The following is a 24,294-nucleotide window of genomic DNA, read 5'->3' on the forward strand; positions in this document are numbered from 1 at the left end:
GCGCGTTTTTTTAAGTACTGGGTATGGTGAGTACTTGCCCTATTCTCACTACGTCGGTGTTTAAGTTGTTAGCTTCTTTAATGCGACTAACTCGCACGTTGTAACGTTGTGCAAGCAGTGAAAGCGACTCACCCGAGCGCACTTTGTGCGTCCTGTTTTTCGCCTTTTCAGCGGCCCACAGCGTCCCGTCTGGAGGTACCTGCCTAAAATATCGTTTTGCTGCATTAAACATGGCTTTTGCCAATCGCTCACGGTATTTTGACCAGTTGAGATTTTTTTCTTCCTGAGGATTAGAAATAAAGCCTACCTCTACAAGAATTGAAGGAATATCGGGTGATGTTAATACTGCCAAGCTGGCCGCTTGAGGCTTTCTCTTGTGCAGCGAGGTTACCGCCTTTAACTCTTCTATAACTTTGTTACCTAGATCGTGACTGGTCGCCATTGAGTGATCCATGGACAAACCGAGAATGGTTTCCGCCAGATAGCGTTCACTCGATTTATCACTAATAACCTCTGCCGCACCGCCTAATAATTCAGAGTGTCGTTCTGTACGCTCCATCCAGCGGCCCAATTCGGTATCCGCTCTTCGCATTGATAATACCCACACAGAGCCCCCTCGCGGCTCGGGTTGAGTGAAAGCATCAGCGTGAATGGAAATCAGTAAATCTGCTTTTTTCTTGCGCGCTATTTCCGGACGTTTATTAGGTGAAAGATAGTAGTCGCCAGAGCGCGTCATTATTGCACGCATTCCAGGCTCTGCATCGACCATAGCCTGCAACCTTTTGGCAATACTCAGCGTAATGTGCTTTTCAAAAGTGCCGGAAGGACCTATTGAGCCCGGATCTTGACCGCCATGACCAGCATCAATAGCAACGATAATATCTCTGTCTCGGGTGCTGCTAGACTCATCAAGAATAACCCGTTGTTTTGAGGAACTTGTATTTGCTGACGATAACGAGTTAGCGGTAGTTGACGGGTCCGGTTTTCCATCTTTCAAATTATCCGCCAAATCAAGAACAAGCCTATGCCCATAAGGTTGCTCGGGAGGCATAGCAAAAAGCGTAGGCTCGGCACTGCGATTTAGTTCTACCACAACCCGCGCAGAGGTTGCACGTTTAGGTGTTGAATAGCGAAGCTTTCGAACAAGGCTGCCACTATTTTTAACCGTAGATAACTTGAAGGAATCAGACGTGTTCTTAAAATCGATAACAACTCTAAGCGGTTTCTTCAGTGTGAAATAAGTAAATTCTGGTGCGCCATTCATGTCAAAAACAATGCGAGTTTTTGATGAATCTGGGGAGACTCTTATGCCGCTAATTTTATTTTGTGCAGCATTCACAAATTGTGTCATAAAACACAATACTAATACTGTTATTACACTGCGCACCATAGTTTGCCTTTACGTCTTCATTCTCTTGCTGTTAACACAAGAGATGCTTTTTGTTTTTATATACGCTTACATTGCTGGAGCAGCTTGGCACCCAGAGCTGTTGTCGCCTCTAAGTTAAACTGTCTCCCCGATGTCGACATTGTTATACTAATCACTAAGTCAGGGGAAGCCAAGTACTCTCCCCCCTTTTCAGACCATTCTACGAGCGCCACAGCGCCCCCACCAAAATAGTCTCTAATGCCCATAAACTCTAGCTCTTCAGGATCTGCTAAGCGATACAGGTCAAAATGATAGATATTGACGTTCTCTAGCTCATAAGGCTCAACTAGAGTATACGTGGGACTTTTAACGCTACCTGAATGACCCAAAGCTTGAATAAAATAACGGCTGAAGGTGGTTTTACCCGCACCGAGGTCGCCATTGAGAAAAATCACCACATCGGAAGGGAGTTGGCTCGATACTGCGTTAGCAAGATCTTGAGCAAGTTGTGAAGTATCATCAACATCGCTGGCAAAAAATGAGGATTGCGGGTAAGACATCTACGTTATTCCACCTAAAATAAACCTCGCAGTAGATACCTTACACGCCATTACGTTAAATGCGCTGAACACTCAGGCTATTGGTTATGGTTAATTAGGCTACGTACTGCATCAAAAAAGTCGCTCGCTATCATACCACGTTGACCGTGCTGTTGGGCAATATCGTCGCCCGCTTTTGCATGTAAAACCACACCGTATTTTGCAGCAATATCGGTTTCTACACCTTGCGCCAGTAACGCACCTAGAATACCGCTGAGTACATCGCCGCTACCGGCTGTTGCCATGCCCGGGTTACCGTGTCGACAAACCCATGTTTTCTTTTCATTATCAATGAGCGTTCCTGCACCTTTTAATACGCATACTGAATGATATCGCTGTGAACATTGACGAGCGTAATTAAAGCGATCGCTTTCTACATCATCAACTGAGACACCAAGTAATCGAGCCGCTTCCCCTGCGTGAGGGGTTAAAATACTCTGTGACAAGGTAAAGGCTGTCGACTGTTTGCATAAAAGATTAAGCGCGTCTGCGTCGATAACAATGGGCTTATTAGTAGCCTGACAATGCTTTAGCGTTGTTGCAAACGTGCTTTCAGACCACGCATCTAACCCTAATCCAGGGCCAATAACCACACAACTTGCCCATTGGAGCGCGTCTTCTAAATGACTATCGGATACCATTAATTCGGGCCGGCCGGCACTCACTTGAATAATTGAGGATTCGTGAGTGTAAACCCGCACCATTCCTGCACCGCTTCTCAAGGCAGCTTCACCAGCTAAGCGGATGGCACCTGCTGTTCCTCTATTACCGCCAATACAAAGAAGGCGACCATAAGTACCTTTATGGCTGTGAACATCTCTTGGCCCCATTCCTTTAAAATGGTCAATGTTCAACATAGTCGCGCTTGGCTTTGCCAATGACTGAAACGCGTTTCCAATGCCTAAATCTGCGTACACAAGCTTGCCGCAAGATTGTTTACCAGCCCCCGTTACCAATCCTGGCTTTATTCCAACGAAGGTAACCGTGATGTCAGCCTGCACACAGCGCCCCAAACTTTGCCCTGTATTCGCGTCTAATCCAGAGGGTACGTCCACACTTACCACCGGCGTACTACTGCTGTTAATCGCATCTATCACATCAGCAAATTCATTGCGAATATAGCTATTAATACCCGTTCCTAACAACCCATCTATGACCACGTCTGCTCGGTCTAGTAACTCTGTGCTAAAGTGTTTAATTTCGCCGCCAGAATCTAACCATCGCTTTTGCGCAATACCGGCGTCGCCTTCTAAAATGCGCTCCGGTTCTATGGCACACAAGTCAACTTGCTTACCGGCAAGCTTTGCGTTCATGGCCGCTATGTAACCGTCTCCTGCGTTATTGCCTTGGCCAACGAGAACAAGATAAACATCTGAGTTTGGAATCAGCTCTAAGCATTGCTTAAAGACAGCATCGCCAGCACGCTGCATGAGCGTAAACATGTCGCAGTTTGAATTAGCCGCGGCCGTCTTTTCGTTTTCGCGAACTTGGTCGGCTCTAAATAGTTTGTATGATAAACTTGACGTGAGTTGAGTATCTAGCATGAGAATATGTCCGCAATTAATTCTATTGATCTCGTTGAATTGACCCACAATATCAAGGCTTGGGGAGCAGCGCTAGGCTTTCAGCAAGTTGGTATAAGCGATATTGATCTGCATCAGCATGAAGCGCATTTGCAGGCATGGTTAGATAATGGCTATCACGGCGACATGACCTTCATGCAGTCGCATGGAATGAAGCGCGCCAGGCCCGCTGAACTTGTACCCGGTACGTTAAGGGTGATAAGCGTGCGAATGAATTATCTTCCTCCCGATGCCTCTTTTGCTAAGCACTTAAACGCCTCAGACATTGGTTACATCAGCCGTTATGCACTCGGTCGGGATTATCACAAAGTGCTTCGAAAGCGCTTGAAGCAACTTGGTGAAAAAATTACGCAGGCGTTAAGTACAACTGAATACCGCCCCTTTGTCGACTCTGCCCCTGTTTTAGAGCATGCCATAGCAGAGAAAGCAGGAATAGGCTGGACGGGTAAGCACAGTTTAACGCTCAATAAAGAAGCGGGCTCTTGGTTCTTTCTGGGTGAGCTTTTTATCAACCTGCCTCTTCCAGTCGACTCACCGGTTGAAGAAGGCTGTGGAAGTTGCACTGCATGCATGACTATATGCCCAACTAATGCAATCGTGGCACCTTATCAGGTAGACGCTAGACGTTGTATTTCCTACCTCACGATAGAGTCGGACGAGGATATTCCTGAAACGCTTAGACCGCTTATGGGTAATCGCATTTATGGGTGTGACGACTGTCAACTTGTTTGCCCTTGGAATCGCTATGCAGATATCACCGAAGAGGAAGACTTTCACGCCCGAGAGGTACTTCACGGTCAGCCCTTAACTACCCTTTTTTCATGGAGTGAAGAAACCTTTTTACACAATACGTTGGGTTCGCCTATTCGTCGCATTGGTTATGAGAAGTGGCAGCGTAATATCGCGGTAGCGATTGGCAATGCAGCATATAGTGAGGACAGTATCGCGATACTTCGCGCGCGCCGAGGAATGGTGAGCAATCAAGTTGACAGACACATCGATTGGGCAATCGAACAACTACATGTAAAATCCACCCAAGAGAAGGGCGATGAAGCACCGCGTCAGCAGAAACGTTTAATTAGAGTGGTAGAAAAGGGGCTGCCGCGAGATGCATAAGTTTTACCGCCCTATTGACGTTGGCGCTGGTTGAACTGACAATTTCGGGGTAAATGTCGCTGAAAAGCGTACTGACTTTTCAGACGTCGAATTTATTGACGAATTGAGAGTTCCAACATCCCAGGTAGGCGAAGCAGGCAAGTTTTTTATCACTTCAGTGAGCTCTTCGACAGTGCCGACAAAAACCCCGTCTATCTCACATAAGGCTTCAGAACACACAATATTGTCTAACAAAATCTGGTTTGCTTGAGGTGATGCCCCCAAAATGCTTCGCAACTCTGATTCACCATCAACAAACTTGGCACTTTCTTTTGAGCCCTTTGTATTTACTGTAGGGCGCACCACCTTGAGCTCGCTATTCTGGGTAGAGCGAGAGCGCGCTAGAACGCTACTTAGGCGCTCATGCTCCACTGCCGAGTTATCTAGCTTCTGCTTGTAAGAAATAAACTTAAAGCCAGCTATAACAGCAAACGAAACAAGCAAAAGCAGAAACCAAGGTTTCATCAAGTGTCCTTTTTACCTTGTTATTTTTACTTGTGATATGGCTTACTTAACTCGTGTACGGCATTAACGAATACACCAGCATTTTCAGGTGGCACATCAAGATGAATACCGTGGCCTAAATTGAACACATGACCTGAACCTTCGCCGTAGCCTTCTAGGATAGTTGATACCTCTTCTTCAATTCTCTGTGCAGGAGAATAGAGCATTGATGGGTCCATATTACCCTGCAGAGCCACTTTGTCACCTATACGAGCTCTGGCTTCTTTAATATCAATAGTCCAATCTAGCCCTACTGCATCACATCCTGTAGCGGCAATTGATTCTAGCCACATACCACCGTTTTTAGTGAATAGTGTCACTGGAACTTTTCTACCTTCGTTTTCTCGCGTTAGGCCATTTACGATACGTTCCATATATTGCAATGAAAACTCTTTGTAGTCTCGTGGCGAAAGCACACCGCCCCAAGTATCAAAAATCATAACCGACTGTGCGCCCGCTGCAATTTGGGCATTTAAATATGAGGTCACTGAATCTGCTAGTTTAGCCAGTAGTGTGTGCAAAATAGCCGGTTCTGCAAATGCCATTTTCTTGATTTTTGTAAATGCTTTACTCGAGCCACCTTCAACCATATATGTTGCTAGCGTCCAAGGGCTGCCTGAAAACCCAATGAGGGGCACTTCGCCTTTTAGTTCACGGCGAATAGTACGAACCGCATTCATAACATACTGCAACTCGCCTTCAGGATCAGGGATGCCAATTTTGTCGACATCGGCTTTACACGTGATTGGCTTTTTAAAGCGCGGGCCTTCGCCTGTCTCAAAATAGAGCTCTAAGCCCATTGCATCTGGAATAGTAAGGATATCTGAGAATAAAATCGCGGCATCGAGAGGAAAGCGGCGTAAAGGCTGAAGCGTAACTTCACACGCTAGCTCTGCATTTTTACACAGCGACATAAAGTCGCCCGCAACAGCACGCGTTGCCTTATATTCAGGTAGGTAACGACCCGCTTGTCGCATCATCCATACTGGTGTTACATCAACCGGCTGTTTTTGCAACGCTCGTAAATAACGATCGTTTTTTAACGCTGGTTTATCGACATTAGGAATATTTTGCGACATGTTACTCACCTGATTTGAGATTAAAATTAAACGGGTGAATTATATCAGCAATTATCTCTTGGTGTGCTAAAAACCTGAATGTAAACACGTCCTTTCGGCGGAGCAACGAGTGAGTGCGATGAATAGTGTCTGCAAAAATATACACCATAGACAAAAACGTCGAATATAACGAAAGTCTAAATTAACTTGCACTTCATAAAATCGTTTGCTAATAATATACACGTAATCAAAAAGAAGCCCCTTCAAAGGGACCGTGCTAAACATATTAGAACCCTGCCTCGGCAGGGTTTTTTATTTGTCTGCGCTTAATTATTTGTCTTTGATAAGAGACACCGTCTCAGCGATGAGTTGCCCAGCAATAGAAACTGAGGGTGGAATTTTTGGTAATGCATCAACGTCAAACCACTGCGCATCATCTATCTCATTTTCCTGGCAGCGAATCTCTCCTCCATCATACTCGGCAATAAATCCCACCATGAGCGAATGAGGAAAAGGCCATGGCTGACTGTTAAAATATCTTAGGTTTTTTAGACGAACACCGACTTCTTCAAAAATTTCTCTGTGAGCTGCCTCCTCTAGACTTTCGCCGCTCTCTACAAACCCCGCTAAGGTAGAATACATGTTCGCCTCTTTATGCCTGACTCCTTTGGCAAGTAGAATTTTTTCCCCATTGTGTATCGCAACAATAATACACGGTGATACGCGCGGGTAAGCTCTGTGTTTACAGCGGTGGCACTGCATTGCCATTTCCCAATTTACTCTTTCCATTTCAGCACCGCATTGTCCGCAAAATTTGTGGGTACGCATAAAATGGATGTATTGCCAGGCACGCCCTAGCACTGAAAAAGCGATATTTTGCTGAGTAAAAAGTAGCTGTCGTAAAGGAACTCTTTCCCAGCCAGGGTCCTCAAAAAATTCAGACCCTAAATCTACAACATAGACGGGAGCTTCAGTTTCTGCTGACCCGTTAAGAGGCGGCAGCTCGTGTACATCTTCAGCGTAGGAATGTAGGAAAGATAACTCTTCGAAATGCGCATTGGGGAGGGAGGCATCATTGGCGCGAACAACTAGCTTTTCACGGCTAACGATAACCCACAATGCTTTACGTTCGTTGATGTCTGAGCGAGACAAATTAATCATCATAAGTAAAAGCCTTATTATTTTTTCAACAAGATAACATAAAGCACACGTGAGTTGCTTAAGGTAGAACTTGTTAAACGCCACAAAAGACTTGTGCAATAGCATTGAAACAAATAGACATGAAACAGAGAGACACGCATTGCAGTTTTCGTTGACGCGTGTTGGTGTCGCAAAAACACAGTGTTATACTGAAAACATCAAAAATTACTGACGAATCACGCTTTAGATGACAAAAACGTTAAGTTTATTTTTTAACTTTACGATCCCTGCTCTTACCCATTCGTAAAAGCAGTGTGATAAAGACTTAAATCTTAGTGTTTGTGTTGTCACTCAATTTCAATTAAGGACTGCAGATCCCTTGTGATTTTTAACCCCGCATTTGTAGCGTGTGCACAATAAAAGTAATTTGCTAAGAGTACTCTATAATAATGAAGTTAATAACAGTCGAGTTTACGGTAGCTATTCATGAATAATACGACACTGATCCACAAGGCGCGTGCCTACTGCGAACAGCGCGGGGCAAGATTTACGCCATTAAGAGAAAAAGTGTACGAGATATTACTTTCAAAGCATGGACCCATGGGTGCTTATGAACTCCTCGACTCGCTTAAAGAAACTGAATCAAGCGCTAAACCAGCTACCGTCTATCGCGCTCTCGACTTTCTGTTAGACTTCGGTTTTATTCATAGATTAGAATCTACAAACGCGTTTGTTGCTTGCTATCACTTTGGATGTAATCACCCTGTTCAGTTTTTGATTTGTGACAGCTGTGGTGATGTTGCAGAAATACAATCTGAAGGTTTAAAAGATACCCTTGATAGTCAAGCTGAAGCTCACGGCTTCCGCGTCTCAAAACAAACCATTGAAGCACATGGACTTTGCGCTGAATGTCAACAAACGGAAGATGCCTCATCTAAGGAGCGAGTTCATGAATGCTGATTTTGTAAACCCATTTATCGGCGGTTTACTCAATGTTATGGAGACAATGGCGCAGACCACGCTTACCCCAGGCAAACCAAAGAAAAAACAAAGCGACGTGGCTAAAGGCGACGTGTCTGGTCTTATTGGTATGGTAGGGCCGAATGTGCGGGGTTCAATGTCAATAACCTTCGACGAATCTCTAGCATTAACTATTATGGAGCGTATGGTAGGTGAGCGTCCTGAGAAACTGGATGCAGAAGTGGGCGACATGGTTGGTGAAGTGACCAACATGATTTGTGGCAATGCAAAACGAGACTTAGCAGAACGAGGCTACGAGTTTGGCATGGCGACTCCAATCGTTGTTTCTGGTCACCAACACACTATCAGCCATCAGGTAGATGGCGCAAAAATCATATTACCTTTTATGTGCGATCAGGGCATGGCTCATTTGGAAATCTGTTTTGACAAATAGTGTATGGCAGTCTGAAAAAATTACACTGCCTGCGTATCAAAGAGGGTTCCACCTCATCACCGATCGCATAGTAGAAGCAATTCCCTCTATCAGCAGAGTAGAAGTAGGATTGCTTCACCTCTGGCTACAGCATACAAGCGCAAGCCTCACCGTTAATGAAAATGCTGACCCCACAGTTCGGCAAGACATGGAGGTATTTCTAAATCATACGGTAAAAGAAGACACTCCCTACTTTCAACACACTTACGAGGGCAGTGACGATATGCCCGCGCATCTAAAATCGAGCCTATTAGGCTGTCAAATTACTATTCCCATTCAGCAAGGAAAACTTGCACTTGGCACGTGGCAGGGTATCATGCTCGGCGAACACCGTAACAACGGTGGAAGACGCACTATTATTGCCACACTACAAGGGACAGTCGCATAGCCCACATAATAAATGGCATGTTTTGTGCATAGCTTAAAGAATCAAGCTCTTGAGCACAAAAAACATATTATCAAATTGATAATCACTCAACGTTAAACAGGATGTGACTATGAAACACAACTTAAAACTAGCAGCGCTATCTCTTGCTGTAATGGCTTCGACGAATGCGTTTGCACAAGAATCTTCTGAACCAGATTACAAACACTGGATTGGTCTTTCTGGCATGTACTACAACGCCGACGAATCTCGCCCACTTTCACTAACTGAAAACGGTGCCTATGACGAAGGCCAAGGTCTATCAGTTGAATACGGATTTCGCTTCACGCAAAGCTGGGCGGCACGTATTGAAATAACCGACCTTGAACTAGACAACGCAGCGGGAAATACTGCTGGCGATGCAGACGGTGAAATGGTTGGCGTTGATGCTATGTACTTCATGCCTGATGACGCATGGTTCCTTTTCGCTGGTGTTAAGCGCCAGTCAGTAGGCGTATCAACCACTCAAGGTAATATCGGTATTGGTAAGCATTGGGATATCCACGAATCTGTAAAATTAATTACAGAAGTAGCGGCTTACCATGACTTCGGCGAAGACTATAACGACTACAGCCTTAAACTCGGTATTGCAGTTCCATTTGGCAAAAGCACGCCAAAAGCACCTGTGGATAGCGACAATGATGGCGTAGTAGATGGCAAGGACCAATGTCCTATGACACCTGCTGGCGTACGTGTAGACGCAACGGGTTGTAGTGTTGATAACGACAATGACGGCGTTATGAACAGCGTTGACCAATGCCCTAACACACCTGCTGGCACACAAGTAGACGCAATGGGTTGTGCAATCAAAGACGCTGACAATGATGGCGTTGTAGATAGCAAAGACATGTGTCCAGATACAGAAGCTGGAGTAAAAGTTGATGCTAAAGGCTGTACCGTATTTGACCAAGAAACAGTAGAAATTACACTGCGCGTTCTTTTCGATAACGAAAGTGCCGTTGTGAAAATGCCAAAAGATCCTGAAATTTCAGAGTTCGCAGAATTCATGAAGCAGTATCCTTCTACAACTGCAGTTATTGAAGGTCACACCTCTGCACCGGGTACTGAGTCTTACAACATGGACTTATCTGAGCGTCGTGCTGCTAACTTCAAAGAAGTAATGGTTGATATGTACGGTATCGATGCAACGCGTCTTGATACTGTAGGTTACGGTGAAACACAGTTGCTAGATACAGCTAGCAATGCTGAAGCACATCGTGTTAACCGTCGCATTTCAGTGACAGTTAAAGACACAGTTAAAGTACCTGAAGAGAAATAATCTTCTGATTTAACGATTAAAAAAGGCGCCGATGGCGCCTTTTTTGTGTCTTTGTGTCTGTGTAGCCCGTTCTAACTGACGTTCTCCCATGGTCATTTAGCACTGCTGGCTGATGTCACATATTTTTACACACGCCTTATCAATCACTCATTAACGCAAGCTGGTTTAACTCAATTAGTGAAAAGAACGCTAATATTCATCGGCCATCGCAGGACCTGCGTAGTTGTCGAACCGTGAAAATTGTCCTTGGAAGGTTAATCTTGAAGTACCTATAGGGCCATTACGTTGCTTACCGATAATAATCTCTGCAATACCCTTATCTTCGCTATTTTCGTGATATACCTCATCGCGATAAATAAACATGATTAAGTCGGCATCCTGCTCGATAGAGCCAGATTCACGGAGGTCGGAGTTAACCGGTCTCTTGTCTGCTCGTTGCTCTAGGGTTCGGTTAAGCTGAGACAGTGCTACCACTGGCACCTCCAGCTCTTTTGCCAAAGCTTTAAGTGAGCGAGATATTTCCGCTATTTCAAGTGTTCGGTTTTCGCTTAACGAAGGTACGCGCATGAGCTGAAGGTAATCGATCATTATCAGGCTAATCCCACCTCGCTCTCTAGCTAATTTTCGAGCTCTACTGCGAACATCCATAGGCGTTAAACCAGAAGAGTCATCTACAAACAGCCTGTCCTTATCTTTAAGCATAGCCATTGTGTTAGAAATCCTCGCCCAATCTTCATCATCTAATTGAGCGGTTCTAATCTTTGTTTGATCAACCCGGCTTAGTGATGCAAGCATACGCATCATAATTTGCTCAGAAGGCATTTCTAAACTAAATACTAATACCGGCTTTTCCTCTGCCATCATGGCATTTTCTACCAAGTTCATCGCAAAGGTTGTTTTTCCCATTGATGGCCTTGCTGCAACAATAATGAGATCGGAAGGTTGTAATCCACTGGTTTTTTTATCTAAGTCGGTAAAACCTGTGGTAACACCGGTCACTTCTTTATTAGTTTTTACTAGCTCTTCAAGTCGGTCTATAGTTTTTCCAAGCACCGACCCTACGTCACGGGGCCCCTCGTTTTCTCCGGTCCTGCGCTCTGCTATTTCAAACACCCGACTTTCAGCCAAATCGAGAATATCAGCGCTGTCACGACCTTCGGGGTTGTAACCGATCTCGGCAATTTCGTGAGCGACACCAATAAGCTCACGAGTAATGGCGCGCTCACTGATAATTTGAGCATAGGAAGCCACGTTTGCGGAACTAGGCGTGTTTTTAGCTAGTTCGCCCAAATAAGCAAACCCACCAGCATCATCAAGCTCATCGTGCTTTTCGAGCTCTTCTGAAACCGTTATTAGATCAATCGGTTGGTTGGTATTAAGTAGGCGAACAATAGCGCGAAAGATAGTTTGGTGAGACCGATTATAAAAGTCTGTCTCTGTAACAAGTTCAGCAACTTTGTCCCAACTTTCAGGGTCAATAAGCATACTGCCCAAAACAGATTGCTCCGCCTCGATACTGTGAGGTGGAACCTTCAATTTTTCTATATTCTTATCGCCTTGAGGAGGAGAAGCCACTAATCGAACCTATTGCAGAGTATCAAAACCAATTCACTATTATGCGCTTTTCGTACGCTTGCCTCAATACGCTAAATTAGAGATTGGTCACACTAGCCCAACTTTTATTCTAAAAAGGGAACCCGCCTCTGCTGCACCATTTGGTTTGCCTAGGTCTCCTTGTATAAAAAAACTTTACTCGGCTAATTTATATCTTTGCTTTTTCAAGGCGGAAGAACATACCTTTTGATGGCGTTACAGCATATGCATCTTGTTGAAGAAGTAATGTGCGGCCTAGGTCAGAGGTATCAGATGAACAGGATAGTGTGATTTCGATAACATCGTCGGATGTAAAACCAATTTGCTGTTGCTCTACGCTATAGCGAAATAAAAAATCGTCTGAATTTAAACGCTCTGATTTGTATACTGGCACATCGCAAGTAGACTGGTCCAAACGGGCCGATTTAGCCGAATAGGTTACGGAGCTTCCTAAAACTCTTTCAGCGCTATCACTTACACTGCTAGCACCTTGGGGATAAGCATCTGTGACAACCCAGGTTCCTTCATACACTGCAGGTTCCTTAATTGCGCATCCTAACGTGAGTGCACAAATGCCAAACGCACCTATAATTAGGCTATGGAATTTCCAAAAGCGTTTAACATGTCCAATAATTTTCACTGTTTTCCCCCTGGGTAGTACTTAACATGTAGTACTTAACATGCAGTACTTAACACTAAATAAAAAAGCCGCCCGTATCTGAGCAGCTTTGCCGTTCGTCGATTAATAAATATGGATTAAAAACTAATTTTCAACCTAGTAATCGAATTAGTAAAACGCTTACTTATTTATTTTTGATCTAATTCAATGCGACCGTTTACGGTGGAGACATCTACGTTGGCAGCGCCCCCATCTTTTATGAAGCGCAGCGAACTGCTTGGGCCATACTTTGGCTTATTCACTTTGTCATTACTAATACGGTTCTTAATACTACCTCCGGCATGGGCCTCAATATCAAACTGGGCAGATACATCACTTTGGAAAGTCAGCGATATCGAGCCACCTACTGAATTGGCTTTAACCTGTCCATTCGCGTTCAGTGACATGCGAGCTGTGGTTTTTCCATTAACCGTATCAATACTTAATGCATCGACCTCTGCCAAGGTGAGATCTATTCGGCCATTAACAGTTTCTACCGCTACATCAGGGCTTGTGGTGTCAACTTGAAGGTCGCCATTTACCGAGGTAAATGAGATATCGCTAGCGCCAGAGTGCTGAACATCAATGTCGCCATTCACTGTTTCAACATCTAATTCCCCAATAATATTGCGTAGTTCAATATCGCCATTTACCGACTCTACTTCGACACGACTCCCAACGTCTTGCAACGTTACATCACCGTTAACCACCTCGATATCAACAGCGTTCTGTATTCCATTAACCATAATATCTGCGTTTACTGCTGTGTAATGCAAGTCGCTGTCTTTCGGTACATAAACCGTAAGGTCGTCTCCATCTTTATCGTTGCCATACCATTGTTTTGACTTGCGCTTTACTTCAACGTGAATGACAACCACATCACCTCGTTTCTCAAAAATAAACTCTTCGGTTCGCTCACCTAGCTCTCCAAAAACTCGAACTTGAGATTTATCCCACACTTTTACCTCTGTACGCCCGTTTACATGCTCTATATCCACTTTAGGCGATGATGAAGTATCAATGGTTTTATCCACCTTTTCACCTGCACTAACGCCTAACGAAACCACAAACAGCATAATCGCCGCGAGCGCATGTGCGACGACAGATGATGGTGAATTAGATTGTCTTATTTTCATGGTATTACCTCTTATTAAATTTGCTGCCATTTTGGCGCGTGCACTCGCTCAACTAGGGCAATTTGTTGTTGAAAAACATGGTGTAGCATCTTTATTAACGCGGTATTGTCAGGGTCTTCTTTCAACGCTTTTTTTATTGCATCTGCGGCTTCATCTAACTCGTTAAGCTGTTGCTGCCAATTTTCTGTTAACGCTGGCGTTTTTTCATAGCTTGCTAACAGAGTTGTTAAGTATTGCTGCTGCTGCGCACTTTGCACTTCAACTAGCGCGTAGTTATCAGGAGACGCTCTTTCTCTTTCATCTATCTCGAATGTAAAGAACCAGAGCACACTGAATACGCCCATCAAAGCCGCTACACTTCCCCAGCGTCGATAGGTATTCGAGTGCTGCTCGAAAGCGTTCTCATCACTTGTGATACCAAGCTCTATGCCTCTCCATAAATCTCGCTCGGGCTGCTGCTCCTTAGGCATCTGAAGAACTCGCTGCGATAGCGTTTTGTCAGCTTTACTCATCTTTATACCCCATGGCATGTTTTAATAGCCCTTTGGCTCGGTGCAGTTGGGCTTTACTTGAACCTACCGCCATATTCAACATTTTGGCTATTTCTTCATGTCGATAACCTTCCACCGCATGCAAGACAAAGACTAATCTAGCCCGCTCTGGCAGCGCTCTTATGTGCTTCTCTAAGTCTTCGTTATCTGGTTGTTGCGGTGCAACCGGCTCACTGCCCCCACTTAACTCAATGTTCAGCATGCGTTGAAACCAGCCTCTCTGTTTACGCATATACGAAATGGTGACGTTGGCAGTTACACTGTGTAACCAAGTACTAAATTGACTATTTCCATCGTAATTCGCAATTTTTCTCCACAGCTGAATAAAAACCTCTTGAACAGCATCTTCGGCCATATTTTTTTCGCCCGTCATGCGATAACACAGTGCATAAACACGGCCTATATGCTGCTGATACAACAGCTTAAAGGCATGTTTATCTCCCGCTTTCACATCAGCAATAAGTGCACTTTCCTTTTTAACGGTAAATACCTCTTTGTTCGGGGAAATAGATTTTAGGGCCTGCTCCATGACACTCTCTTTTTTGTGTACACTGGGTAACGAATCTCGTTAGTGTTATATCCTTAGTCGTAGCCTATAGTAGAAAGGTTTAAAGAGAAGAATAACTTTTTTCAAAAACACGGAGCCGATATGTCAGAATTCAGAGTAGAAGCGTTGTTCGCAGGCCAACCTAAGCCATTAGGTCCTCGTAAATCGCTAAGTAGTATTGTCAAAGAAGCCGTCGCGCAACTTACTGTTCATATCGACAAAACAGAAGAAGATCTGCAAGCTAATCAACGCCTGCATGGTGGCCCTGAAAAAGTATTGCATCAATATAACCCGCTAAATTACCTAACTTTGAGAAAGCACTTTCCAGAGGGCAATTTTGTGCCAGGCAGCATAGGTGAAAACCTCAGTGTAGAGGGTATGGACGACGCCACCGTGTTTATTGGGGATATTTGGCAATTTGGTAATGTACAACTTCAGGTAAGTGCCCCTAGAGCGCCGTGTAATAAAATATCTCAACGTTACGGTATTTCTAATTTAGACAGGTTCGTTGGTGAGAGAGGAATAACTGGGTGGTACTACCGAGTTTTGGAGCCTGGCATAATTTACCCCGGCGATGCCGTAAATTTAGTAGAGCGCTCCAGCAATACGGTGAGTGTACATGAGCTTATGCAATGTGCTCACAAAAAAACAGACAAAACACTAGCAGCTAAATTGTCGGCACTGACCATACTTGATGACGAATGGCGCTTAAAGTGCGAAAAAATAGCTGCCGCTTAAGAAGAAAAAAACTAGTTAGTGGCTCTTAAAGCGCCACTTCCTCTCCCTCATTGAGGATGTAAAGCGGAATTTTATTACTCAGTTTCTCGTCCATTTTTAATAGCCTGAATAGGGCTGAATGAGAAGTTTTGTCGCCCATTTGCCAGCTTGCATTGCCATATCCCCATGGGATGACGACTTTACAATCTAGCTCTTTAGCCGCCACTAATGCATCTTCGGGAGTTGTGTGAACATTGCGATACCACTTAGGCGAAGACTCACTAAAATATGAAGCAATGGGAAGTAAACAAACATCTATGCTACCAAAACGGCCTGCAATATCTTCAAAATGCTTGGAGTACCCCGTGTCGCCGGAAAAAAATAGTGTTTTACCCTGATTCTCTAAAACCCAGCCACCCCACAGCGCCTTGTCGTTATCCTCATATAGATACGGCACTACAATACGACTACTGAAATGGTGAGCAGGAACAAAATGAATAGTGGTATCACCTACTTTTTTGTTTGCATACCAAGCCATTTCCGTAATATCAAAACCGCCTGTTGGAAAGTGCTCAGCAAAACCTAACGGCACCAAATATGAAGGCTTATTACCTATGTGTTTAATGTCTGCTTTATTGAAGTGATCATAATGAATATGGGAGTACATCACCGCATTTGTGCGCTCTATTTCATCTCGTGTCATCGTTGCCGCGGGCTGACGAAAAAAGCCTTCTGCTAATTTAAAGCCCCAGTCTACCGGCCAGTCGAACTGATCGAATACAGGGTCAAACAAAAATTGCTGGTTGTTGCTAGTAGACACAACAAAGCTAGCATGACCAAGCCATTTAATTGTAAAGCCACTGTTGATTGATAAGGAAGGGTTGTTACCTTTGTAAAAGCAATCCTGCATTTTTGCTTCGCACTCAATGCGCTCAGTTGGAGGATAGCAGTTAGATTGGCAAGTCACTGGGTAATCGGGAAAATTCTTATAAACGTTGGCAAACCGGTCTTCCTCACCCTCGAATTGCGAGCGCTTTATTACGGTATTAGAGTGCGCAAGAGTTTGGACAGTATTGTCTACTGCACATGCACATAATAAGAGCGGAAAGAGTAAAAAGACGTATTTCATTTCGAGCTCAATGGTTTCAATAAAACTGATAGTAAAATATTTGTACTTAAATAGGGAGGAGGAAAAAACAAAAAACGTAAGTAAATGTTTAGACATAAAAAAACCGCTCTAATGAGCGGCTTTTTCAACTAATCGTCAGCGCTTACGCTTCAGCAATAATAATCACTTTAATAGAAGTGATTACGTCAGCGTGAAGCTGTACGTCGATGTCGTACTCACCGGTTTCACGAAGTGTACCAGTAGGTAGTTTAACCTGAGATTTTTGTACTTCAACGCCAGCTGCAGTAATTGCATCAGCGATGTCACGAGTACCAACAGAGCCAAACAACTTGCCTTCTTCACCAGCAGGTGCAGCAATTGTAACTTCAGCCAACTCATTGATTTTCTCAGCACTTGCGTTTGCAGCAGCTAGCTGCTCAGCAATGTTTGCTTCTAGTTCAGCACGACGTGCTTCGAACTTTTCAACGTTGTCTTTAGTTGCAGGAACCGCTTTACCCTGTGGGAAAAGGAAGTTACGCGCATAACCAGACTTTACAGTCACTTGGTCGCCCAAGCCGCCAAGGTTGGCGATTTTATCTAGTAGGATGATGTTCATCTAAGCTACCCCTTAAGTTCGCCAAATTACTTGTGTGAATCAGTGTACGGAAGCAACGCAAGAAAACGTGCGCGCTTTATCGCAGATGACAACTGACGCTGATATTTTGCGCTAGTACCAGTAATACGGCTAGGGACAATTTTACCGCTCTCAGTGATGTAGTTCTTAAGAGTAGCGATATCTTTGTAATCTATTTCGGTCACACCTTCTGCAGTGAAACGGCAGAACTTACGACGTCTGAAAAAACGAGCCATGGGTGATCTCCTTAAGCGTTGTCTTCAGTGGTTTCAGTTTTCTTTTCTGCACGCTCTGTGCGAGGAGCAGAATCGTCACGACGCTCACGACGTGGCTCTTCTTTCATCATTGGAGAAGGCTCAGTCACAGCAGTCTTAGTGCGCATAACCATGTTACGTAGGATCACGTCGTTGAAACGGAAAGCATTTTCCAATTCGTCAACAGCTTCTGCAGATGCTTCAGCATTGATTAGTACGTAGTGGGCTTTGTGCAGCTTTTCGATTGGGTAAGCCAATTGACGACGGCCCCAATCTTCTAAACGATGAATCTGACCACCGTCTTGCTTAAGAATTGTAGTATAACGCTCGATCATACCAGGTACTTGTTCACTCTGATCAGGGTGAACCATAAATACGATTTCGTAATGACGCATTATAGCTCCTTACGGTTGTAGCCTCGACAGTACAGCCAACTGTATGGAGACAAGGAACGAGTTAGGATGGCTGTAAGGGCGCGCATTATACGCATACCGTAGAATTTGCACAAGCATTAATCACCTGTACTGAGCATAATTCTGTACTGCTATGTCGGAATGGCGAGGACGAATTCGGTTTGCTTTTTATCTGAATTGACGCTCAGCACTCCTTCGTGAGCAGATGCTATTTGCGAAGCGATGAAGAGGCCTAACCCTAAACCTCCTGCGTCTTTCTGCTTCTCGTGACGCCAAAACGGCTGGAAAAGACGGGACATAGATTCTTTTGCTATTGGCTCACCGCTATTGGTAACGCGTATAATAAGTTCGTTATCAACTAAGTCAGCATAAACGTGAATAGGCTTGGTTATATCTCCGTGAACAATGGCATTTGTCAATAAGTTAGACAACACCTGGCTTAAGCGGTCTGGGTCACAAAAAACCGGAGTGTTTATATTGATGTGATACTTGATAGCACATTCGCTGTGGGTAAGCTCTAACTCAGACACGGTGTAGCGCAACAGTGCGCCTAAATTATTAGTGTGTTTTTTTTCTAACGGAATGCTGCTACCCATTTTACCGTGTGTAAAATCCATTACATCTGATATAAGTCTAGTCATACGGCTAACGCTGTTATTCATGCGTTTCAATATGGTTTTAGCCGTGTGCTCTTGAGGCAAGTCTGAGAGAAAATCGATCCCCATTTTGATTGATGACAAAGGCGTTCTAATGTCGTGGCCTAATATAGCAATATATTGCTCTCGTAATTTGGCAGCAGATTGCTCATCAAACAGTTCAGCTTTGGTATCTTCAAGAGACTCGTAAAGGGTGATTTGACGAGATATAAGCGCTGCAAAAGAAGATATCTGTTGAGTGATCGACTCCGTTTTTAACTTCGCCGGCAAAGGGTCTAACCCACAAATTGTGCCGAAGAAATTCCCTTCGGTATCGTATATTGGATAGGAAAAGTAACTCTCAAACCCATATAAACCGGGGATAGGGCTTTTTTGATATTCCTCGTCGTTAGAGGCGTGCTCTATAACAATGGGCTTTTGGGACATTCTAACCGAATTACAAAACGTGGTTTGAATATCTAACTGGTCACCAGGTTTTAAATTAAATTCAACCCGATCCAGCACAGAACACATTGTCCATTCTTGTTGTGTTACCCGCGCAACACAAATAAACCGTAAACCCGTGATATCTGCCAGCATTTCCATGATATGCGGAATAGCATCTATGGTTTGTATCGCGCTTATGTCTGTTGATGTTGTGGTGCTCATTTAAGTCTCTCCATGCTACGTGCGTCCAAGCTTTTTAAGGTTTTATGGAATAAAAAAACCTGCTTCACGATAAATGAGCAATCGTCCCATACCTGTATGTTGACACTGAAAAGTGGAAAATAAAAGATATTATCTTAGGGCCTGGTTAAATGTTATACATCCACAGAACAGCCGGTAGATATTGACTTAGTATGCATATGTACTTTGAACCACTTTACAACGCGCTGTTGTAAAATTCACCTAATAACTGTTTATTTATACAGTTAAATGCGGTAAAGTTTTTGGGAACTTACAAAAAGGGGACCTACCATGGCCATTACCACACAGTATGTTGTTACGCACAAAGGGGTAGAAAAATTGGTAACTACCGATAAAAAAGAAGCCGATCAGTACGATAAGATGCTAGATGCAGCGGACAATTTAGCCCAGTATATCCTCGCCAAAGGCATTACTCTTGAAGACAAGGCGGTAGAAGAGCTAACAATTCTACTGTCTAAGAATAAAGACAAGGTAAGCAAAATTTTTAAAGGGGCCACTGCAGATAGCGTGCTTGAAGATGAGAGCGCGGAAGTTGTAAAACTTAAGGCCAACGGATAAAGCGCTTCGCTTTCTTGTAATAGACATATTTGCAACAGCGATTAAATTTCTGACTAACTCTCTTAAACCAGGCGGCGTTTTTACTGTATCACAAGAACTTTATGGCAAGTCTTTGTGCGTAGTCCGCAAATGCTATTAGTGACGCGCCAGAGCATCACGGCGAAAGAACCCGCTACAGAAAAGTGCTGAAGACACAATGATTTTTGCTGTAAAACTATGTAACAACCAACTTATTCGGTAGCATGGTAGCAGCAATACATTGTGTCAGCTCGTTACCGTAATAAGGTATCAAAGTACTGAAGCAGCTTATGAAACGCGAGCACTTGAGAGATTAGTTAGGGATTTACGTGGAAGCGATAACAAAAACTGAGAGTTCGTACAAAGTCGCCATTGCTGTTGATGGGGTTAGCTTTTCTTATCGAAAGGGTGGCACGCCCGTTATCGACATTCCCCATTGGCAATTGAATAAAGGCGAACATGTTTTTCTTTCCGGCCCCTCCGGTAGTGGCAAAAGTACCTTCCTCAATCTATTAAGCGGCACTTTAACACCCGACTCAGGCTCTATAAGCCTTCTAGAAAAACCCTTCTCCTCTCTTTCAAACAAACAGCGAGACCGATTTCGCGCCAACCACATCGGGGTGGTTTTTCAGCAATTTAATTTAATTCCCTATCTGTCTGTAAAGCAGAACATAGAGGCTGCAATGTATTTTGCTGGCAACCCGATTAAAAGTAAAAAAGTCGATGAGCGCATTGTTATGTTAATTGAACAATTAGCGCTTTCGCCACAGGTGCTTCACGTTAAAGCTGATGCTTTGAGTGTGGGTCAGCAGCAGCGCATAGCAATTGCCCGCGCCCTAATAAATTCACCTGATGTTCTAATAGTTGATGAGCCTACGTCGGCATTAGATGCGAAGGCAAGAGATAGTTTTATGGCGATATTAAAAAGTGTCGCCAAAGACAGTGCCTTAGTTTTCGTAAGTCATGACCCTTACATGATGAAGTATTTCTCAAACCACCTAAAAATGCGGAATTTTACACCGCCAAATAACGCTGCTTCTGAGACAGAGTCTTTGAAGATGTTGGAAGGTGGGCTTTAATGTTAACCACCATCGCCATTGAAAGCTTAAAACGTCGCAAAAGCACGGCATTACTGACATTGGTCAGTATTGTTATTAGCGTGAGTCTTTTACTCTCGGTTGATATCATTCGCACTCAGGTTAAAAGTAGCTTTACCCGAACAGTATCTGGCGTCGATGTTATTGTTGGCGCACCTAATGGACAGCTGAACTTACTGCTCTCTTCAGTATTCAACCTGTCGGCGCCCACTAAAGGAATAAGTAAGAAAAGTGTGCTCTCGCTTCAAGAAGACCCTCGGGTTTCATGGCTGATACCTATCTCACTTGGCGATACGCATAAAGGTTTTCGTGTTATTGGAACCACAAATGCCTACTTCCAACATTTTAAGTATGGCGATAAACAGCCTTTATCCTTTGCATCTGGAGGCCTTTTTTCCGACGCTGGCTCTACGGTTATAGGTGCAGATATTGCAGAGAGCTTAGGCTACTCCGTTGCCGATAACATTGTTATATCCCATGGTTTGGGCAATGTTTCATTTCGTCAGCACGACGCCTACCCATTTACCGTGGTAGGCGTATTGAATAAAACAGGCACCCCTGTTGATAAAGCGGTTTACATTACCCTTAGCGGCTTAGAACAAGCGCATAGCCATAGTGCTTCTTCATCTATTACTAAACCGTTAACCATTAAAAAGCCACCAGTAATTAAAAAGTCATCAGCGTTAGCGAAACCTCATTCTTCAGGTCAGCATGGCGCTGAAGTGCATGAAGCAGAACACAGCGAAGAACATGCTTCAGGGCGCGATGAAAAGGATCATAAGGAGCATCATGAGGAGCATTATGAGAACTATGACATTGATAGCATCCGCACCTCTTCAGTATCGGCGGTAATGTTAGGGCTAGAAAACCGAGTAACGGCTCTGCAACTACAATATCAAATTAATCAGCGTAGCGATGAGCCGTTGCTTGCTATATTGCCAGGAATGGCGCTTGCTGAACTATGGCAAATCATGGGAAATGTAGAGGCATTACTTTTATTGCTATCAACACTCATTGTTGTTTCTTCACTGTTTGGGCTTGCCACTATGCTGCTGGCAACAATGCGAGAGCGTTACCGCGAAATTGCGGTACTTCGTACAATAGGGGCAAGCCCAGCAACATTATTAATACTGGTGCAGATAGAAGCATTGCTTATCGCACTTGCGGGTTGCTGTATAAGTATATTATTAGTGCTAGGCCTTTTACACGGTATAAAGCCCTGGCTAAGTAGCGAATACGGGGTATTTTTAGGAAACGTACTACTCACAAAAAGCAGTGCTATTATCGTACTACTTGTTGTAGTAAGCACTTATCTTGTATCTTTTTTCCCCGCGCATGCCGCCTATAGACGGGGGTTACACAGAGATTTAAATGACAGTTAACGAGTGGGCATAGAGCCTACTCGTTAACTTTGCTAACCGACTGCTATTCACCAACGCGTTTTTCGGTACTAAAGCGAAGTATGAGTTCGTGAACTTGTTTGACTGTTTCTTTTAAATCATCACTCGCTGCAAGTGAGGCTTCAGAGGAACGCTGCGTTTCTTCAGCGCCATCTGCCACATCTACAAGCTGCTGATTAATATGCTCGGCTACCGTACTTTGCTCTTCAACGGCCGATGACATCTCAACAGTAGCATCTGCAATACCGCTCACTGCATTATTTATCTCAAATAAGGCTCCGCGAGTTTCCTCGACAATCAAGCTGCCTTTTTCAGCAGACGCCAGTCCGTCGGTAGACACTCTAACTGCTCTGTCCGAGCGCTCTGCAAGCTCATTGATGATATTATGTATTTTATCTGTTGAATCGCGAGTACGTGAGGCCAGCGTACGCACCTCATCAGCAACAACCGCAAAGCCTCTACCTTGCTCTCCCGCTCTTGCCGCCTCTATGGCCGCGTTAAGCGCCAGCAAATTGGTTTGCTCGGCGATGGCAGAAATGATGTTGGCTGCTTCGCCAATATCGCTCGTAGACTGCGCTAACTCCGTCACTGTCTCTGAAATAGATTCTACCGCTTGGCGCAAAGACACTATCGCCTGCATGGCCTCTTCTGCCTTTTGATTGCCCATATCCACATTCATAGCAGCGGTTTTTGCGCTTTTCGCATTGCTCTCTACGCGTTCTGCTACTTCTTGAATAGCTTGGCTCATTTGCGTTACCGCAGACGCTATTTGTTGTGTTGCCTGATTTTGCTGTACAACAGCGGCACTCGTGTTTTCTGCTTGAGTATGGGTTGTTCTCGAAACCGCTTCTAAGCCAGCAGATGCATCTTTGATCCGCGCTAACGCCGTTCTGGTGCGGGCAAGTTCGCACCCCACCGTCAGTTTTGCTTGCGCAATATGACCGGCATCAGCGAAATAGGTTTGCGCAACAATTTCATTGTTATAACTTTCGGGGCTCAGCGACAGAAACTCTTTCCATTCAGCTTTCGTTTTGCCCGCTTGAGCTGCAATTAATACAAGAAGCGCGACAAATGAAATAACAGCTGCAGTTGTATTTGCGGTAAACCACACTGCTGCCACCATAAGAAGCCCAATCAATAGAGAGGGCCACACATGAGCTAAGCCTTGGGTAACCTGTTGTGATAAAGGCGTTGCAGACTGCCCCGCATTGAGCCGCTTGTACATGTCGGTTGCGCGCCTAATCTCATCATCAAACGCGGGCACACGAACAGACTCGTAACCAACAATAGCGCCACTTTCGTAAACCGGCGTTACAAATGCCGATACCCAATAGTGGTCGCCATTTTTTCGTCTATTTTTCACCAACCCAAGCCAGCACTTACCCGATTCTAGTGTTGCCCACATTTCTTTGAATACTGAAGGTGGCATATCGGGGTGACGAATAAGGTTATGGTTTTTACCTATTAGTTCATCACGCTCGAAACCACTGACCTCTACAAAATCGTCGTTACAGTGCTGTATGACACCGCGCTTATCGGTAGACGAAATAAGTCTATAGTGAGAAGGGTATTTATACTCTTTTTGAGTAACAGGCTGGTTATTTCTCATTCAAAACGTGCTCCGTTAGGTCTAATCACGGCAACAGACAGGCCTCTGAACCGTACAATTAAGATTAGATCAATTATAGATAACGTCTAGTTTT

At 44.3% G+C, this 24,294-nt stretch carries 26 protein-coding genes; 9 read left to right on the forward strand and 17 right to left on the reverse strand.

What is annotated here, in order from left to right:
* Positions 1–10 precede the first annotated feature (10 nt).
* From GTW09_RS06270 to GTW09_RS06280, 3 genes are all read right to left on the reverse strand, one after another.
* Positions 11–1,390, reverse strand: coding sequence for an N-acetylmuramoyl-L-alanine amidase (locus GTW09_RS06270; RefSeq protein ID WP_163110925.1), 1,380 nt, complete (start codon positions 1,388–1,390; stop codon positions 11–13).
* Between the two features lie 56 nt (positions 1,391–1,446).
* Positions 1,447–1,929: a tRNA (adenosine(37)-N6)-threonylcarbamoyltransferase complex ATPase subunit type 1 TsaE gene (gene tsaE, locus GTW09_RS06275; protein ID WP_071980861.1), complete on the reverse strand. Its 483-nt coding sequence runs from the start codon at positions 1,927–1,929 to the stop codon at positions 1,447–1,449.
* 77 nt (positions 1,930–2,006) lie between these two features.
* Positions 2,007–3,512, reverse strand: coding sequence for an NAD(P)H-hydrate dehydratase (locus GTW09_RS06280; RefSeq protein ID WP_163110927.1), 1,506 nt, complete (start codon positions 3,510–3,512; stop codon positions 2,007–2,009).
* Positions 3,513–3,518: 6 nt separating this feature from the next.
* Between GTW09_RS06280 and queG the strand changes: the two genes are divergently transcribed.
* Positions 3,519–4,667: a tRNA epoxyqueuosine(34) reductase QueG gene (gene queG, locus GTW09_RS06285; protein WP_163110929.1), complete on the forward strand. Its 1,149-nt coding sequence runs from the start codon at positions 3,519–3,521 to the stop codon at positions 4,665–4,667.
* Positions 4,668–4,670: 3 nt separating this feature from the next.
* On the opposite strand, the gene GTW09_RS06290 is transcribed toward queG, so the two are convergent.
* The 3 genes from GTW09_RS06290 to nudC all read right to left on the reverse strand — a co-directional run bounded on the left by GTW09_RS06290 (position 4,671) and on the right by nudC (position 7,432).
* On the reverse strand, positions 4,671–5,171 hold the full coding sequence (locus tag GTW09_RS06290) for a hypothetical protein (protein ID WP_163110931.1): 501 nt from the start codon (positions 5,169–5,171) through the stop codon (positions 4,671–4,673).
* Between the two features lie 26 nt (positions 5,172–5,197).
* Positions 5,198–6,289, reverse strand: coding sequence for a uroporphyrinogen decarboxylase (hemE, locus tag GTW09_RS06295; RefSeq protein WP_163110933.1), 1,092 nt, complete (start codon positions 6,287–6,289; stop codon positions 5,198–5,200).
* Between the two features lie 309 nt (positions 6,290–6,598).
* Positions 6,599–7,432, reverse strand: coding sequence for an NAD(+) diphosphatase (gene nudC / locus GTW09_RS06300; RefSeq protein ID WP_163110935.1), 834 nt, complete (start codon positions 7,430–7,432; stop codon positions 6,599–6,601).
* A gap of 462 nt (positions 7,433–7,894) precedes the next feature.
* On the opposite strand from nudC, the gene GTW09_RS06305 reads away from it, so the two are divergent.
* The 4 genes from GTW09_RS06305 to GTW09_RS06320 all read left to right on the forward strand — a co-directional run bounded on the left by GTW09_RS06305 (position 7,895) and on the right by GTW09_RS06320 (position 10,564).
* Positions 7,895–8,368, forward strand: coding sequence for a transcriptional repressor (locus GTW09_RS06305; protein ID WP_163110936.1), 474 nt, complete (start codon positions 7,895–7,897; stop codon positions 8,366–8,368).
* Complete coding sequence (locus GTW09_RS06310; protein WP_071980867.1) at positions 8,358–8,822, forward strand: chemotaxis protein CheX; 465 nt, start codon at positions 8,358–8,360, stop codon at positions 8,820–8,822. The genes GTW09_RS06305 and GTW09_RS06310 overlap by 11 nt, the downstream gene beginning before the upstream one ends.
* The gene (locus GTW09_RS06315) at positions 8,812–9,249 is read left to right on the forward strand and encodes a secondary thiamine-phosphate synthase enzyme YjbQ (protein ID WP_239059298.1); all 438 of its coding nucleotides are present in this window, start codon (positions 8,812–8,814) and stop codon (positions 9,247–9,249) included. The genes GTW09_RS06310 and GTW09_RS06315 overlap by 11 nt, the downstream gene beginning before the upstream one ends.
* A 109-nt stretch (positions 9,250–9,358) precedes the next feature.
* Positions 9,359–10,564, forward strand: coding sequence for an OmpA family protein (locus GTW09_RS06320; protein ID WP_163110940.1), 1,206 nt, complete (start codon positions 9,359–9,361; stop codon positions 10,562–10,564).
* 189 nt (positions 10,565–10,753) lie between these two features.
* On the opposite strand, the gene dnaB is transcribed toward GTW09_RS06320, so the two are convergent.
* The 5 genes from dnaB to GTW09_RS06345 all read right to left on the reverse strand — a co-directional run bounded on the left by dnaB (position 10,754) and on the right by GTW09_RS06345 (position 15,031).
* A complete protein-coding gene (gene dnaB, locus GTW09_RS06325) occupies positions 10,754–12,139 on the reverse strand; it encodes a replicative DNA helicase (protein WP_071980870.1) in 1,386 nt (461 codons plus the stop codon).
* A 187-nt stretch (positions 12,140–12,326) separates the two neighbouring features.
* Positions 12,327–12,689 carry a hypothetical protein gene (locus tag GTW09_RS06330; RefSeq protein ID WP_203565655.1) on the reverse strand — a complete coding sequence of 121 codons (363 nt, stop codon included), beginning with the start codon at positions 12,687–12,689 and terminating at the stop codon, positions 12,327–12,329.
* A 275-nt stretch (positions 12,690–12,964) separates the two neighbouring features.
* Complete coding sequence (locus GTW09_RS06335) at positions 12,965–13,951, reverse strand: DUF4097 family beta strand repeat-containing protein (protein WP_163110944.1); 987 nt, start codon at positions 13,949–13,951, stop codon at positions 12,965–12,967.
* A gap of 14 nt (positions 13,952–13,965) precedes the next feature.
* Positions 13,966–14,463 carry a hypothetical protein gene (locus tag GTW09_RS06340; protein ID WP_163110946.1) on the reverse strand — a complete coding sequence of 166 codons (498 nt, stop codon included), beginning with the start codon at positions 14,461–14,463 and terminating at the stop codon, positions 13,966–13,968.
* On the reverse strand, positions 14,456–15,031 hold the full coding sequence (locus GTW09_RS06345; protein WP_163110948.1) for an RNA polymerase sigma factor: 576 nt from the start codon (positions 15,029–15,031) through the stop codon (positions 14,456–14,458). Before GTW09_RS06345 ends, GTW09_RS06340 begins: the two co-directional genes overlap by 8 nt.
* 120 nt (positions 15,032–15,151) lie before the next feature.
* On the opposite strand from GTW09_RS06345, the gene GTW09_RS06350 reads away from it, so the two are divergent.
* On the forward strand, positions 15,152–15,787 hold the full coding sequence (locus tag GTW09_RS06350) for an MOSC domain-containing protein (RefSeq protein ID WP_163110950.1): 636 nt from the start codon (positions 15,152–15,154) through the stop codon (positions 15,785–15,787).
* 25 nt (positions 15,788–15,812) lie between these two features.
* Here the strand turns inward: GTW09_RS06350 and GTW09_RS06355 are convergent, their stop codons facing one another.
* From GTW09_RS06355 to GTW09_RS06375, 5 genes are all read right to left on the reverse strand, one after another.
* Entirely contained in the window at positions 15,813–16,895 is a 1,083-nt protein-coding gene (locus GTW09_RS06355) for an MBL fold metallo-hydrolase (RefSeq protein ID WP_163110952.1), read from the reverse strand.
* A gap of 142 nt (positions 16,896–17,037) precedes the next feature.
* Positions 17,038–17,490 carry a 50S ribosomal protein L9 gene (gene rplI, locus GTW09_RS06360; RefSeq protein WP_071980875.1) on the reverse strand — a complete coding sequence of 151 codons (453 nt, stop codon included), beginning with the start codon at positions 17,488–17,490 and terminating at the stop codon, positions 17,038–17,040.
* 26 nt (positions 17,491–17,516) lie between these two features.
* Positions 17,517–17,744 (reverse strand): 30S ribosomal protein S18, encoded by a 228-nt coding sequence (gene rpsR, locus GTW09_RS06365; protein WP_012519954.1) that lies wholly within the window; start codon positions 17,742–17,744, stop codon positions 17,517–17,519.
* An 11-nt stretch (positions 17,745–17,755) separates the two neighbouring features.
* On the reverse strand, positions 17,756–18,157 hold the full coding sequence (gene rpsF / locus GTW09_RS06370) for a 30S ribosomal protein S6 (protein WP_071980876.1): 402 nt from the start codon (positions 18,155–18,157) through the stop codon (positions 17,756–17,758).
* A gap of 149 nt (positions 18,158–18,306) precedes the next feature.
* Positions 18,307–19,479, reverse strand: a complete 1,173-nt coding sequence (locus GTW09_RS06375; RefSeq protein ID WP_163110954.1) for a GAF domain-containing sensor histidine kinase — start codon at positions 19,477–19,479, stop codon at positions 18,307–18,309.
* Between the two features lie 309 nt (positions 19,480–19,788).
* Between GTW09_RS06375 and GTW09_RS06380 the strand changes: the two genes are divergently transcribed.
* The 3 genes from GTW09_RS06380 to GTW09_RS06390 all read left to right on the forward strand — a co-directional run bounded on the left by GTW09_RS06380 (position 19,789) and on the right by GTW09_RS06390 (position 22,573).
* Positions 19,789–20,076, forward strand: a complete 288-nt coding sequence (locus GTW09_RS06380; protein ID WP_071980878.1) for a YebG family protein — start codon at positions 19,789–19,791, stop codon at positions 20,074–20,076.
* Positions 20,077–20,423: 347 nt separating this feature from the next.
* Complete coding sequence (locus GTW09_RS06385) at positions 20,424–21,173, forward strand: ABC transporter ATP-binding protein (protein ID WP_338024929.1); 750 nt, start codon at positions 20,424–20,426, stop codon at positions 21,171–21,173.
* Positions 21,173–22,573, forward strand: coding sequence for an ABC transporter permease (locus tag GTW09_RS06390; RefSeq protein WP_163110956.1), 1,401 nt, complete (start codon positions 21,173–21,175; stop codon positions 22,571–22,573). Before GTW09_RS06385 ends, GTW09_RS06390 begins: the two co-directional genes overlap by 1 nt.
* 43 nt (positions 22,574–22,616) lie before the next feature.
* On the opposite strand, the gene GTW09_RS06395 is transcribed toward GTW09_RS06390, so the two are convergent.
* Positions 22,617–24,200 (reverse strand): methyl-accepting chemotaxis protein, encoded by a 1,584-nt coding sequence (locus tag GTW09_RS06395; RefSeq protein ID WP_163110958.1) that lies wholly within the window; start codon positions 24,198–24,200, stop codon positions 22,617–22,619.
* Positions 24,201–24,294 lie beyond the last annotated feature (94 nt).

The sequence above is a fragment of the Alteromonas hispanica genome, from assembly GCF_010500915.1.
Classification (GTDB): domain Bacteria; phylum Pseudomonadota; class Gammaproteobacteria; order Enterobacterales; family Alteromonadaceae; genus Alteromonas; species Alteromonas hispanica.

What these genes read in the sequence shown, in the direction of transcription:
- GTW09_RS06310 (WP_071980867.1), top strand. Translation starts at nt 8,358, where the DNA reads ATGAATGCTGATTTTGTAAACCCATTTATCGGCGGTTTACTCAATGTT.
- hemE (WP_163110933.1), bottom strand. Translation starts at nt 6,289, where the DNA reads ATGTCGCAAAATATTCCTAATGTCGATAAACCAGCGTTAAAAAACGAT.
- GTW09_RS06390 (WP_163110956.1), top strand. Translation starts at nt 21,173, where the DNA reads ATGTTAACCACCATCGCCATTGAAAGCTTAAAACGTCGCAAAAGCACG.
- queG (WP_163110929.1), top strand. Translation starts at nt 3,519, where the DNA reads ATGTCCGCAATTAATTCTATTGATCTCGTTGAATTGACCCACAATATC.
- GTW09_RS06395 (WP_163110958.1), bottom strand. Translation starts at nt 24,200, where the DNA reads ATGAGAAATAACCAGCCTGTTACTCAAAAAGAGTATAAATACCCTTCT.
- GTW09_RS06335 (WP_163110944.1), bottom strand. Translation starts at nt 13,951, where the DNA reads ATGAAAATAAGACAATCTAATTCACCATCATCTGTCGTCGCACATGCG.
- nudC (WP_163110935.1), bottom strand. Translation starts at nt 7,432, where the DNA reads ATGATGATTAATTTGTCTCGCTCAGACATCAACGAACGTAAAGCATTG.
- GTW09_RS06270 (WP_163110925.1), bottom strand. Translation starts at nt 1,390, where the DNA reads ATGGTGCGCAGTGTAATAACAGTATTAGTATTGTGTTTTATGACACAA.
- rpsF (WP_071980876.1), bottom strand. Translation starts at nt 18,157, where the DNA reads ATGCGTCATTACGAAATCGTATTTATGGTTCACCCTGATCAGAGTGAA.
- rpsR (WP_012519954.1), bottom strand. Translation starts at nt 17,744, where the DNA reads ATGGCTCGTTTTTTCAGACGTCGTAAGTTCTGCCGTTTCACTGCAGAA.
- GTW09_RS06345 (WP_163110948.1), bottom strand. Translation starts at nt 15,031, where the DNA reads ATGGAGCAGGCCCTAAAATCTATTTCCCCGAACAAAGAGGTATTTACC.
- GTW09_RS06290 (WP_163110931.1), bottom strand. Translation starts at nt 5,171, where the DNA reads ATGAAACCTTGGTTTCTGCTTTTGCTTGTTTCGTTTGCTGTTATAGCT.
- GTW09_RS06320 (WP_163110940.1), top strand. Translation starts at nt 9,359, where the DNA reads ATGAAACACAACTTAAAACTAGCAGCGCTATCTCTTGCTGTAATGGCT.
- GTW09_RS06380 (WP_071980878.1), top strand. Translation starts at nt 19,789, where the DNA reads ATGGCCATTACCACACAGTATGTTGTTACGCACAAAGGGGTAGAAAAA.
- GTW09_RS06305 (WP_163110936.1), top strand. Translation starts at nt 7,895, where the DNA reads ATGAATAATACGACACTGATCCACAAGGCGCGTGCCTACTGCGAACAG.
- GTW09_RS06280 (WP_163110927.1), bottom strand. Translation starts at nt 3,512, where the DNA reads ATGCTAGATACTCAACTCACGTCAAGTTTATCATACAAACTATTTAGA.
- GTW09_RS06375 (WP_163110954.1), bottom strand. Translation starts at nt 19,479, where the DNA reads ATGAGCACCACAACATCAACAGACATAAGCGCGATACAAACCATAGAT.
- GTW09_RS06350 (WP_163110950.1), top strand. Translation starts at nt 15,152, where the DNA reads ATGTCAGAATTCAGAGTAGAAGCGTTGTTCGCAGGCCAACCTAAGCCA.
- rplI (WP_071980875.1), bottom strand. Translation starts at nt 17,490, where the DNA reads ATGAACATCATCCTACTAGATAAAATCGCCAACCTTGGCGGCTTGGGC.
- GTW09_RS06355 (WP_163110952.1), bottom strand. Translation starts at nt 16,895, where the DNA reads ATGAAATACGTCTTTTTACTCTTTCCGCTCTTATTATGTGCATGTGCA.
- tsaE (WP_071980861.1), bottom strand. Translation starts at nt 1,929, where the DNA reads ATGTCTTACCCGCAATCCTCATTTTTTGCCAGCGATGTTGATGATACT.
- GTW09_RS06340 (WP_163110946.1), bottom strand. Translation starts at nt 14,463, where the DNA reads ATGAGTAAAGCTGACAAAACGCTATCGCAGCGAGTTCTTCAGATGCCT.